The organism is Curtobacterium sp. NPDC086286 (assembly GCF_044746255.1).
In the GTDB taxonomy this organism is placed as follows: domain Bacteria; phylum Actinomycetota; class Actinomycetes; order Actinomycetales; family Microbacteriaceae; genus Curtobacterium.
Genome location: NZ_JBIVBW010000003.1, coordinates 360024 through 372227, shown reverse-complemented (window position 1 = coordinate 372227; position 12204 = coordinate 360024). Strand labels below are relative to the sequence as shown.

9 protein-coding genes are annotated in these 12204 nt (G+C 67.1%); 2 read left to right on the top strand and 7 right to left on the bottom strand.

The window, feature by feature from the left end; translation table 11 throughout:
• Positions 1 to 40 precede the first annotated feature (40 nt).
• Both ACIPKM_RS07650 and ACIPKM_RS07645 read right to left on the bottom strand, forming a co-directional pair.
• Positions 41 to 1249, bottom strand: coding sequence for an MFS transporter (locus ACIPKM_RS07650; protein WP_092385701.1), 1209 nt, complete (start codon positions 1247 to 1249; stop codon positions 41 to 43).
• 4 nt (positions 1250 to 1253) lie between these two features.
• Positions 1254 to 2549, bottom strand: coding sequence for an MFS transporter (locus ACIPKM_RS07645; RefSeq protein ID WP_071294300.1), 1296 nt, complete (start codon positions 2547 to 2549; stop codon positions 1254 to 1256).
• Positions 2550 to 2806: 257 nt separating this feature from the next.
• Between ACIPKM_RS07645 and ACIPKM_RS07640 the strand changes: the two genes are divergently transcribed.
• Together ACIPKM_RS07640 and ACIPKM_RS07635 are read left to right on the top strand one after the other, a co-directional pair.
• The gene (locus tag ACIPKM_RS07640; RefSeq protein WP_402736492.1) at positions 2807 to 3607 is read left to right on the top strand and encodes a sugar phosphate isomerase/epimerase family protein; all 801 of its coding nucleotides are present in this window, start codon (positions 2807 to 2809) and stop codon (positions 3605 to 3607) included.
• Entirely contained in the window at positions 3604 to 4707 is a 1104-nt protein-coding gene (locus tag ACIPKM_RS07635; RefSeq protein ID WP_402736491.1) for a Gfo/Idh/MocA family protein, read from the top strand. Before ACIPKM_RS07640 ends, ACIPKM_RS07635 begins: the two co-directional genes overlap by 4 nt.
• Positions 4708 to 4832: 125 nt before the next feature.
• On the opposite strand, the gene ACIPKM_RS07630 is transcribed toward ACIPKM_RS07635, so the two are convergent.
• The 5 genes from ACIPKM_RS07630 to ACIPKM_RS07610 form a co-directional block, all read right to left on the bottom strand.
• Positions 4833 to 5033 carry a hypothetical protein gene (locus tag ACIPKM_RS07630; RefSeq protein ID WP_336696804.1) on the bottom strand — a complete coding sequence of 67 codons (201 nt, stop codon included), beginning with the start codon at positions 5031 to 5033 and terminating at the stop codon, positions 4833 to 4835.
• Positions 5034 to 5517: 484 nt separating this feature from the next.
• Positions 5518 to 6363, bottom strand: a complete 846-nt coding sequence (locus ACIPKM_RS07625) for an RHS repeat-associated core domain-containing protein (RefSeq protein WP_402736490.1) — start codon at positions 6361 to 6363, stop codon at positions 5518 to 5520.
• Positions 6364 to 6426: 63 nt separating this feature from the next.
• Positions 6427 to 6654: a hypothetical protein gene (locus ACIPKM_RS07620; protein WP_402736537.1), complete on the bottom strand. Its 228-nt coding sequence runs from the start codon at positions 6652 to 6654 to the stop codon at positions 6427 to 6429.
• A 389-nt stretch (positions 6655 to 7043) separates the two neighbouring features.
• Positions 7044 to 7376 (bottom strand): hypothetical protein, encoded by a 333-nt coding sequence (locus ACIPKM_RS07615; RefSeq protein WP_261645816.1) that lies wholly within the window; start codon positions 7374 to 7376, stop codon positions 7044 to 7046.
• Positions 7377 to 7576: 200 nt separating this feature from the next.
• Positions 7577 to 12076 carry an RHS repeat-associated core domain-containing protein gene (locus tag ACIPKM_RS07610; protein ID WP_261645817.1) on the bottom strand — a complete coding sequence of 1500 codons (4500 nt, stop codon included), beginning with the start codon at positions 12074 to 12076 and terminating at the stop codon, positions 7577 to 7579.
• Between the last annotated feature and the right edge of the window lie 128 nt (positions 12077 to 12204).

Genomic DNA, 12204 nt, shown 5'->3' with positions numbered 1-12204 from the left:
TGCGGGCCCGCACCGCGCCTCCCGTCCCGCAGTCCCTCCGTCAGTCGCGGCGCACGACGGGCCGCAACGAGCCGGACGCGGCGAACGCCGCGACGAACAGCACCGCCACCAGCCAGAGCGCGCTCAGCGCGCCGACGTGCTCCGCGATCGCACCGATCACGGGCGGCCCCGCGAAGTTCGCGAAGTACCCGATCGAGGCGACGACGCTGACACGGGCCGCCGGGTTCGGGCCGCTCTGCGCCGCCGCCGACATCCCGAGCGGGAAGCCCATCGAGACGCCGACAGCCCAGAGCACGACGCCCACGAGGGTGAGCCACCAGCTCCCGCCGACGATGAAGAGCACGGCGCCGACGATGCCGAGCGCGGTCGTCCACCGCACGGTCCGCACTCGACCGAGCCGGTCCACGACGGGTCCGGCGAAGACACGGGTGGCCGCCTCGGAGACGGCGAACACCGTGAAGAACAGCGCACCGACGGCCGCGGTCTGCCCGTGCCCGTCGGTGGTGGCGAGGGCGAGCCAGTTGTTCGCCGAGCCCTCACCGAGTTCGACGCCGAGCATGACCACCCCGATGAGGAGCAGTCGGACGTCCGCCCACCCTCGTGCCCACTGCCGGAGTCGCTGCCGGGGTGTGAGCGTCGTGTCGTGTTCCTCGGCACGGGTGCCGTCCGGGATGCCCCGCATCGCGAGCACACCGACCACGAGGATGACGACGGCCTCACCGAGGAGCTGCGCCGACGGGGTGATGCCGAGCCACGCGCAGAGGGCGGCGATCCCGGCGCCGAGGGCCGCGCCTCCCGACCAGGCCGCGTGCATCAGCGGGAGCAGCGTGCGCCCCGCGAGCGCCTCGATCGCCGTGCCCTCGACGTTCGCCATCACGTCCAGCGAGCCGATGCCCGCGCCGGCGACCACGAACCCGACCGCTGCCAGCGGGACGGAGTGGAGCGCGGCTGCCGTCCCGATGACGGCGATCGCGACCGGGACCAGCACGACCACCGCGGTGAGCGCCCGGCGCCCGCCGAGTCGGCGCAGCAGCGGGGCCGCGCTGAGCAGGCCGCCGATGGACCCGATCGTGACGCCGCCGAGCATGAGTCCGATGGTCCCGACGTCCACACCGAGCTCGAGCCGGAGCTCGGGCAGCCGCGGACCCCACGCAGCGAGGCTCACCCCACCGATCGCGAATGCGATGACGATGGCGTTCCGCCACCCGGCGAGCTGTCTGCGGTCCTCGTCGACCCCGAGCTGGTGCATCCGGCTATCGAACCCGCTTGATGGGGATCACCACAAGGGCGCCGAGGAGTGCGACGACACCCGCGGCCCAGCACATGAGGACGTAGTTGTCGGCGTGCGAGCTGCCGATCGACAGGAAGAAGAGCGAGATCGCCGGCGCGAGTGACTGGGGCAGCGCGTTCGCGATGTTGATGACGCCGAGGTCCTTGCCCGGACGGTCGGCGTTCGGGAGCACGTCGACGACGAGTGCGGTGTCGATCGCGGAGTAGATCCCGTAGGCGAAGCCCATGATGACCTCGGCGACGTAGAAGCCGTTCACGGTCTCGGCGTGCGCGAGGACGACGAGGCCCACCGCGAAGAGGGCCGTCGAGCCGCCGACGAACACCTTGCGGCGACCCAGCTTGTCGGACGCCCACCCCGAGAGCGCCGCGCTGACCAGGAGCGCGATCGTGTAGAGCAGCACGCCGAACGCGACGGCCTCGGTGGCCTGCTTCGCGTCCTCGATGCCGATGTGCTCCTGCATGTAGAGCAGCCGGTAGGTCGTGAACATGAACGTCGCGAGGATGATCAGGAAGCGCGACCACCACGCGAACGCGAAGTCCGGGTTCTTGATCGGGTTCGTCCAGAACGACGAGATGAGGTTGAGGAACGTGAACTTCTTGAGCGTGTACGTCGGCAGCTCGTCCCGCGCGACGACCGCGTAGACGGCGACGAGGATGATCGCCAGGATGCCGGGCGCGATGAACAGCACGGGCAGGTTCGCGACGAAGAACACCGACAGGTAGGTGCCGGCGAGCACGGCGAGGTTCTGCGCGAGCGCGATGATGCTCGACGACCGGCCGCGCTGGAGCTGCGGGACGTTGTCGGCGAAGCTCGCCAACAGGGTGGCGAGGGTCGCGTTGGCGGCGAGCTGGGCGAGCAGCCACGCGAGCGTCAGGTTGAGCACGTCGGGTGCGTAGGCGATCCAGGCGAGTGCGATCGCGAAGACGACGACACCGCTCATGAGCCACGGACGACGCCGGCCCCAGCGGGTGCGGGTGCGGTCGGACAGCGCGCCGGCCAGGGGGTTCATGATGAGCGCGCCGAACGCACCGATCGGCAGGACGGAGCCGATGACGTTCGCGGCGTCGTCCCCGACGAGGGCCTGCGCCTTGAGCTGCATGCTCACGTAGACCGGTGCCATGAGCGCGACGAAGAGGCCGAACTGTCCGAGGAACAGCGCGATCTGGTAGCCGATGCCCACCCGCATCGTGCTGACCGGCTGCGTGATGCCCTCTTCGGGGTTCAGCAGTGCCGGGCTGCCGGGTTCGGGTGTGCTCATGACGCCTCCTTGAGTCGATGCTTCGCCGTCCAAAACCGTCTTGCACACGGTTTTGACTGGCTGAGCTTACATCGACAGGTGTCGTTCATGCAGCGGCGTGCGTCGCGGAGCGCAGCAAAAACTACACACCGGGTGGTTTTTGGGGTAGCGTCGTCATCGATCTCGCCGTGGAGCATCGCTCCTCGACGGACTGCGACACCCGGTGCTGCGACACCCGGTGCCGCGACACCCAGTCAGGACCGAAGGAGCCTCACGCAATGCCCACCACCTCTGTGCAGCTGTACTCGCTGCGCGACGCCATCGCGGAAGACCTCGACAAGGCGATCGCCCGTGTCGCCGAGATCGGGTACGAGAACGTCGAGCCCTACGCGTTCGTCGAGCGTGCCGCGGACCTCGAGCGCGCCTTCGCCGCCACCGGCCTCACGGCCCCGTCCGGCCACGTCGCCGTGATCGACGCCGAGGACACCGCCCCGATCTGGGACGCGGCCGAGCGCCTCGGCATCCAGACCGTCATCGACCCGTTCATCCCGACCGACCGCTGGCAGACCGCCGACGACGTCGCGAAGATCGCCGAGCGCGTCAACGTCCTCACCGCCGAGGCAGCCTCGCGCGGCCTCAAGTTCGGCTACCACAACCACCAGTGGGAGTTCACGAACAAGGTCGACGGCCGCACGGTCTACGACCACTTCGTCTCGCAGATCAGCCCGGAGACGGTGCTCGAGCTCGACACCTTCTGGGCGACCGTCGGTGGCGCCGACGCCCCCGCCGTCCTGAAGTCGCTCGGCGGCCGCGTCGTCGCGATCCACGTCAAGGACGGCAAGGTCGACGGCGACATCCTCACCGCGCTGCCGTCGTCCGAGAGCGCACTCGTCGTTCCGGAGGCGCTGCAGCGTGCCTTCGAGAACCAGACCCCCGCCGGTCAGGGCGACGTCGACGTCCCGGCCATCCTCGCCGCGGCGCCGCAGGCCATCCGCGTCGTCGAGTTCGACGCGTACTCCGGCGACGTCTTCGAGGGCATCACCGAGTCCCTCGCCTGGCTGAAGGACAACGACAAGTGACCCGTGTCGGGATCGGCATCATCGGTGCCGGCAACATCTCCACGCAGTACCTGGAGAACCTGACCAAGTTCGCCGACGTCGAGGTCCGGTTCGTCGCCGACGTGCTGCTCGACCGCGCAGCGGCCCAGGCAGCCGAGTACGGGGTCGGCGCGTCCGGCTCGGTCGAGGAGCTCCTCGCCCGCGACGACATCAGCATCGTGATCAACCTGACGATCCCGGCGGCCCACGCCGAGGTCGACCAGCAGATCATCGACGCCGGCAAGCACGTGTGGAGCGAGAAGCCGATCGCGACCGACCACGATTCGGCCGCCGCGGTGCTCGCCTCCGCTGCGTCGAAGGGACTCCGGGTCGCGACCGCGCCGGACACCGTGCTCGGCGCGGGCATCCAGACAGCGCTCCGTGCCATCGCCCGCGGTGACATCGGCGAGCCGCTGACCGCGACGACGCTGTTCCACGTGCCCGGACCCGAGGCGTGGCACCCGAACCCGGACTTCCTGTTCGCCGAGGGCGCCGGTCCCCTGTTCGACATGGGCCCGTACTACGTGACGACCCTCGTGCACGCGTTCGGCACCGCCAGCCGCGTGCAGGCCGTGTCCTCGAAGTCGCTCGACCGTCGCACGATCGCGTCCGGCCCCCGCGCCGGTGAGACGTTCCCGGTCGAGGTCCCCACGCACCACGCCGCGCTGATCGAGTTCGCCGGCGGGCAGTCCGCCCAGTCGACGTTCTCGTTCCAGCACGCGCTGCCGCGCATGGGCTTCGTCGAGATCAACGGCACGCTCGGCACGATCTCGCTGCCGGACCCGAACACGTTCGAGGGCTCGTCGCAGCTCTGGCGCTACGGCCAGGAGGAGCCCGAGACCCTCGAGGCGATCGGCTCCACCTGGGGCCGTGGCACCGGGGTCGTCGAGCTCGCGCGCGCCATCGCCGAGGACCGTCCCGAGCGTGCCTCGGGTGCGGTCGCGCTGCACGTCCTCGACGTGCTGCTCGGCATCCGCGACGCGGCTGCGTCGGGTTCCGCGGTCGACATCACGTCGACGGTGGACCGTGTCCCGCCGCTGCCGGAGGACTTCGATCCGTCGGCTGCGGTGCTCACCGCGTAGGTTCCCGCTCCGCAGGACGGCCGGCTCCGACAGGGGCCGGCCGTTCTGCGTGTTGGGGGCCAGGAGGCGCGGCGCGGCTCCGGTGCGTCGGCTACGACCTGCGGTCGCGAGCCGCTCGCGGAACGCTACGCAAGGCCAGGTCCGCTCGTCGCCATCCCCGTGAGTACAGCGGCGGCGGCGAGCAAGAACCCGATGACCATCACAACCATCGGCCACTTCCGCGGCGGGAACTCGCGCCCAGGACGGAAGTTGATACCGCAGTAGACGACGCCTGCTGCGAACGGCACTGCGCCCACGACGAACATCGCGATCAGCAGGATCTTCATGCCACAGCCCGATCTGTGTCGCAACAGATGTTCATCTGCGGCGGCCTCGGAAGATCGCGAGAGCCCCACCGACCGCAACCAGCGCTACCACGATGACGATCCAGACTTCGAAGGGCATCCCTCCACCCGGGTTCATCCGTCGACCCTACCGGATCACGAGGTCGTCGAGCCGAGCGCGAGTGTCGGTGATCCGGACACCGCTCCTCGTGGCGGACCCGGCTGGTGTCGCCGGTACCCGTGATCTCCGCTGCAGCGTTCCCGATGCCGTCAATGACCCGCATGCTTTATAGCCGCCGTCTGTCCGCATCCTGACTTGATCGTCGCCACACCGTTACCGAAGCGACCCCAAAGGAAACTGCCGCCAGGGCCATCACGAGAAAGATTGGGACGTCAGAACTCCCAATTGAAATCAGGAGCCCAATCAGAATTGCAATTGCTATGGCGGCCAGTACAGCGCTGAAGGCACGCAGGGCGATTTTCTTGGTCATGCGTACTTCACTCCACCGTAAAGCGCGCCTCCGATACCGGGTACCAATGCACTCACCAACCCGGTCTTGATCCCTGTAAAGAAGGCGGATTGCGTGTCTTCGCCGTTTACGTAGGCAGTCTGCGCAGAGCCAATTCCAGACCCGAGGACGCCCCCGACATAAGCTCCCGCGGCACAACCAATTGGGCCCGGAGTGCAGCCAACTGCCCCAACAAAGAGTGTCGTAAGCCCTCCCAAGATTGCTCCCTGCGTGTCAGCGCTGAATCGGCCAACCGGATCGGCCCCGTTGATGGGGTCATCGCCGGCGTATGCGTATCGGTTGGCGTTGGTGGGACTGAGGGGTGCGTCGAGGGTGTCGCGTTGGAGCCAGCCGCCGGTGAGGTTGGACTGCCACCGGTACCCGAACTTCGTCAGCCCGTTATCGGAGCTGGACGAGCGGAGCCCGACCTTGAACCCGTACGGGTTCTGCAGCCACTGCGCGCTGGTGCCGCCCCGAACCGTTTCCGCGCCGTAGGGGTCGTAGCTGACGGTGTAGGCGGTGTTTCCGGTGTCCGCGATCGCTGCTGCGGGGTTCCCGATCCCGTCGATGACCCACATGCTCGTGACAGTGTCGGTGGTTTGCATGTCCATCGGCTGTCCGGTGGTCGGGTCGCTGATCACGGACGCCGTCCCGGTGCCGGCGATGGTGCGGCTGGTGATCACGGGGACGCCGTGCTGGTCGGTGGTGCCATACGTGTAGTCGTACTCCGCGCCCCCGTCCGTGGACTGCTTGAGGAGCTTGTTCATGTCGGCGCCGGCGTACTCGTACCGGGTCGTGACGCCGGTCTTCGTCGACGCCGTCAACTGCTGCGCGTCGTTGTACGTGAACGTCGCACCCGGTGCCGCGGTGAGGTTCCCGACCCCGTCTTACGCGTACCCGGCCGAGGTGATCTGCCCGACCGCGTTGTACGTCAACGTCTGCGAGCTCGTGCTGTCACCGGTCTGCTTCGCGGTGAGCCGGTTCCCCGCCGCGTCGTACGTGTACGCCCACGTCGTGTTCGTCGCGCCTCCGGCCTGCGCAGCCTTGGTGAGGCGGCTGTTCGAGTCGTACGTGTACGACGTCGTCTTCTGCCCGGCGCCGGGCGCCTCAAGCAGCTTGCTCCGGCTGTGCTCGCCCGCCGTCCAGAGCGACCTCCCTCCTCTGTCCGCCTCGACAGAGTCGCAACGCGGGCAGCCAACCCCATCGAAACGGAAGCAGGGACACGATGTCCCTCAAGCATCAGTCCACGACGGGCACGAAGAAAGTAACGGGGGTCGATGCTAACCCTGCCGAGGTGGTTGATGGTGAAGAATAACAGCAGTCACGATTAGCCCGATCACGATCATCTCGAACAGGAAAAACCAGTTCTTGAATTCGGGGCTAGAAATAACGCCACTATCGCACCAATGCCCACAATGGTAGCGCTCGCGAGCAAGAAAGTCGAGGCCCTCACGGGACAAAGCTGCCTACGACACTGTCGAAAACGGAGGACGCGGGGCCGAACCTATGCGGGGCGACTTGACGCGCCACGCTTCCAGTCGTCAAACGTTGAGATTATCTCTCGCTTCATCCGACCGTCCGGGGTTCTGTCGTCTGGGGTGGAGTAGCCTAGCGCGAGCGCTATTATCGCCTTTTTCCGACGACCCGCCTGAAGGTAGATTAGTTTTGCGCCATCCTCAATGCCGACGGCATTGCGATAGTTTACCCGCTTCTGAGAAAAGAAGCCTGTGATGATCATCTCTGTCGGGAAGAAGGTCACTTTGAGTGACAATATTCGCCACCAAAGAGCAGCAGATACGCCTACGAGCAACATCGCTCGGATGTCGAAGAAGCTCACGACGGCAGCGAACAGTAATAAGGAACCGAAAATTATCGAAATGGCAATTCGCACTTTCAGCGAGAAGCCAATTTTTACCGGATTCACTTGTTTTTTCGACTAGATGCCGCTGCGTACACGATCGCTGCAACGATAATAGGGACCATGACCCATGGTAGCCATGGCAACACTGATGCGCCCATCGATTACTCTTCCCTTTGTTAGCTAACTGCGGCGCTTTGCGCCATCTCAATCCCGCCGTAAATACCTGAGGCTACGGTGCTCGCTGTCCTCCCGACGTTGAGCACAGCCGGGCTTGCGACAACACCGAACCCCAGCGATGCCGTACCGAGGACGGCTGCCCCAGCTACCTCGCTTGCCGACCCACCGTTCTCCGCAATTGACCAGGTATTCGCGACCGAACTCAAGCCGCCGAGGATGAGACCAGCCGGACCCCCGACCCCGGTGGCGGTTGCCGCAAGACCGCCAATCGCGAGTGCCGTACTTGCGATGCCCAGCGCGTTCCCGAACGTGCTTCGACCGGTTGGGTCGCTGCTGTTGATAGGGTCGTCGCCGGCATACGCGTATCGGTTGGCGTTGGTGGGGCTGAGGGGTGCGTCGAGGGTGTCGCGCTGGATCCATCCGCCGGTCGCGGTGGTCTGCCACCGGTACCCGAACTTCGTAAGCCCGTTGTCGGTGCTGGACGAGCGGAGCCCGGCCTTGAACCCGTACGGGTTCTGCTGCCACTGAGCGCTCGAGCCGCCGTTGACGGTCTCCGCCCCGTAAGGGTCGTAGGAAACCGTGTAAGCAGTGTTGCCGGTGTCGGCGATCGCTGCCGCCGGGTTCCCGATGCCGTCGATGACCCACATGCTCGTGACACCGTCGGTGGTTTGCAGGTCCATCGGCTGCCCTGTCGTCGGGTCGCTGATCACCGACGCCGTGCCTGTGCCGGCGACGGTGCGGGATGTGATGCCCTTGCCATATGTGTAGTCGTACTCCGCTCCCCCGTCCGTGGACTGCTTGAGGAGCTTGGTCATGTCGGCACCGGCGTACTCGTACCGGGTCGTGACACCGTTCTTCGTCGATGCGGTCAGCTGCTGCGCATCGTTGTACGTGAAGGTCTCACCCGGTGCTGCGGTGAGGTTCCCGACCCCGTCGTACGCGTACCCGGCCGAGGTGATCTGCCCGACCGCGTTGTACGTCAACGTCTGCGAGCTCGTGCTGTCACCGGTCTGCTTCGCGGTGAGCCGGTTCCCCGCCGCGTCGTACGTGTACGCCCACGTCGTGTTCGTCGCGCCTCCGGCCTGCGCAGCCTTGGTGAGGCGGCTGTTCGAGTCGTACGTGTACGACGTCGTCTTCTGCCCGCTGCCGGGCAGGTCGTTGCGGGACCACTGCAGCTTGTCGCGGTCGTTGGCCTTGTCCGCTGCGCAGTCGCTGCTGGTGGCGGCGCCAGCGATGTAGCAGTAGAGGGTGTTCACGACCGGGGTGGCGTCGTTGTCGCCGGCCCAGGCGCGGACACGGGTGACCGTGCCGGAGGAGTCGTAGTCGATGTGCTGATGGCCCTGCCACGACGCCGGCTTCACACCAGGCGTTGCGGCGCTCGATGCGCCGAGCCAGGTGTCGGTGCGGCGGCCGTGGTCATCGGTGAGGTAGATCTGCTTCGCCGTTCCGGCATCGGTCGGGTACGTGGTCGCGGTGAGCACGTTCGACGGGTCGTAGCTGTGCGTGACGTCACCGTGCTGGTCGGTGACGCGGACCGTGTTTCCCGCGAGGTCGTACCCGTAGGACACGGTTCCGCCGCCGGCGGTGTTGACCGTGGAGATGAGCCGGTTGCGTTGGTCGAACGTGTTCGTGATGGTCCCGGTCGCGGACTGCTGGGTGAGCTGGTTGCCGTTGCCGTCGTACGTGTTCGTCACCGTCAGAGCACTGTCGGCGAACGTGGTCGTCAGGAGCCGGTCGTCGTTGTCGTACGTGTACGACGTGGCACCGCCGCCACCGTCGGTGTGGGACGAGACGCGGCCGAACGCGTCGTAGGCGTACTTCTGCTGCCCGACCGTGTTCGCCGGCGCGTCGATTGTGAACAGCTGGTTGTACTGGTCGTAGCCGTACGTCGTCTTGACCGTGTTGCCCGGAGCGGTAGCGGACTTCACCGCACCCCAGGCGTACTTGTCGACGTCCTTCTTGTTGTACTCGAGCTTCGCCTCGGCAGCTTCCGGACCCGTGCCGGTGCCGGTCGAGGTCTGGTTCCCCGGACCGTCGTAGGTGAACGAGGTGGTGTTGCTCGAGGAGTCCGTGGTGGAGGACGGGAGGTACTTCGCCGACGCGCCGGATGCGTCGTACGCGGCATTCGACTTCGAGCCGGAGCTGCTCGAGGTCTGTGTGAGCGACTGGCTCTGGTTCTTGCCGTACTCGTTCGACGACGTCGATGCCGGCAGCTCGCCCGACCCATCAGCCTTCCCGACGGTCGAGGTGGCTGTGCCGTTGTTCGCCGAGTTGTACGTCTTGGACCGTTCACGCCCCGCCGCGTCGACAGCCTTCGTAACGAGGTCCCCGGCGTTCAGCGTGTACGTGGTGTGGTCCGCGGTCGCGACGGGCTGCGACTGGTTCGAGCGGGGGTCGGCGACCTGGGTAGTGTCACCGTCCGTGTACGCGAAGCGGGTCACCGCGGTCCCCGGGGACCCGGCGGTGGTGTTCGCCTGCGACACCTTCGTGACCCGCTTGGTGGAGTCGTACGTGAACGAGGTCACCCCGCCGGTCGGTGCGGTGATCGAGGTGAGGTCCCCGCTCGTGTACCCGAACGTGGTCGTCGCACCGGTCGCGTCCGTGTACGTCGTGATGTCACCCGCGGCGTTCTTCGTCCACGAAACGCTCCGCGACGACGAGCCGGACGTCTGCGTGAACGTCGTCTTCCCGTTCGCGTACGACACGTTCGCCGTCTTCGCGCCATCGGTGCCGGCAGTGGAGACCAGGGTGCCGAGCGAGAACTTGTCCGCCGCCACGTTGAAGCTGACCTGGTTGCCGTTGCGGTCGTTGACCGACTTGGGCTGGCCGCCGAGGGTGAAGTGGATGACCTGGTTCGTCGTCCACGACGTCAGCGTGTACTCCCGCGTGTCCGCGTTCGCGACCCGCGCCAACGTCATCTGCAGGCCTGGCGGGGACGTGAACGCACCAGCGGTCCCGGTGGGCTTGAACTGCCACGCCGTCCCGACCGCGTCCGTGTAGACCACACCCGCAGCGTTCGCCGACAGGTCCCCGGCACCAGCGAGGGCGTACTGCCACCGGTTCGCTTCCATCGTGTTGCTGTTCGCCGTCGTCGTCGACCGCGAGTTGTACGCAGCACCGATCGTCGTGCTCTGCGTCACACCCGGCAGGGTCAGCGCACTCGTGGTGACGAGCAGGTTGCCCGTGCCGACGTCGACGCTCGCGTTGGTCTGGTCCGAGATCGGGAACGGCAACGTCGTCGCGGACGTCCGCTGCCCGGTGACGTTCGTCGACACGGGTCCGCCCGGCAGCCAGTTGTAGGTGCCCTGCAGGTCGAGCACGAAGTCCGTGGTCCCCGAGGAAACGTTCTGGATCCGCACCTTCCCGTTCGACCCCACGGGCAGGATCGCCGTCGTCGTCCGGATCGACGACGTCGGCGCGTACCCGATGACCGCCCCGGTGGGCTCGGAGGAACCGTCCGCCCATGCCTTCGCGTACCCGCCGGTCGTGCCCGAGTGGATCGCCGTGACCGTCACCGCGACCGCCGACAGGCCACCCTCGACCGTCCCGATGCCAGCAACTCCCGCGACCTGCACCGCGACCGACGCATTCGCCCCGACGCTCGAGGACGTGCGGGTGTCGACGATTCGGCCCGTTCCCGGAGTGAACCCGCCACCCGGATTGCTGGGGACGAAGTACCCCTGCACGTCGACCTGGATCTGCACCGTGCCACCGTCGGGAGCGTTGTCGATCGTGATCTTCCCATCGGAGCCGACAGCGACCTGCGCGCTCATCGCCGTGGTCAGCTTCGTCGACGGGTAGTTCAACGACCCCGTGCTCTTCGGCCCATCGGACGGCGACGGACGCACCCACCCGGCCCCACCGCCGGTGTTCTGCACCACGACACTGACCGCGACCGCGGCCGCGTTCGTCGGAACGCCACCCTTGCCGGTGACCTGGAACGTGATGCCGTCCCCACCCGACAGGGCACCCTGCCGCACGTTCGTGCCGTCCGCCGTGTTCGCGATCCGGGTCCCGGACAGCGGAACGAACCCGCCAGCGCCGACACCGTTCGCCGTGGACGTGTAGTAGCCGGTCACGTCCAGGATCACCCGCGACTGCGCAGTCGTCGTGTCGATCCGGATGGATCCGTCGTCCCCGACCGCGAGCAACGACGTGTTCGACGTGTTCCCCGCCACTCCGCTGCCGTAGATCATCAGCAGCGTCGGCCCGTCGCTCGACTCCGCTCGACCCTTCAGCTGCCCGGTGCCGTTCGCGTCCGCGACCGTCGCCAGCACACTGATCGCGCCGACACCGTCAGCGGGGATCCCCTTCACCCCGGCGACCGGCACCGTCGTCGACGACCCGGCAGGCGTGGCGCCGTCGAAGATCCTGGCGTTGGTCGGCAACGGCACGAACTGCCCACCCGTACCCGTCGCGACCGCCTGCGCCGGAGCAGGTGGCGAGACCACCGCCAACAACGACCCCAGCAGCGCCACCAACGTGACGACGGCCAGCACGACCCAACGAGAACGAACAGACAACGGCGACGTCGCGAACACGCGCAGAACCCCTCAACAGGTCACCACCAGCGAATCCGCCCCCATGACGGCACTGTGCAACCACACAGCACGCTACGGAGCATCCC

Excerpts from the sequence above, each read along its gene's own strand:
- ACIPKM_RS07650 (WP_092385701.1), bottom strand. The coding sequence starts at position 1,249 with ATGCACCAGCTCGGGGTCGACGAGGACCGCAGACAGCTCGCCGGGTGG.
- ACIPKM_RS07645 (WP_071294300.1), bottom strand. The coding sequence starts at position 2,549 with ATGAGCACACCCGAACCCGGCAGCCCGGCACTGCTGAACCCCGAAGAG.
- ACIPKM_RS07640 (WP_402736492.1), top strand. The coding sequence starts at position 2,807 with ATGCCCACCACCTCTGTGCAGCTGTACTCGCTGCGCGACGCCATCGCG.
- ACIPKM_RS07630 (WP_336696804.1), bottom strand. The coding sequence starts at position 5,033 with ATGAAGATCCTGCTGATCGCGATGTTCGTCGTGGGCGCAGTGCCGTTC.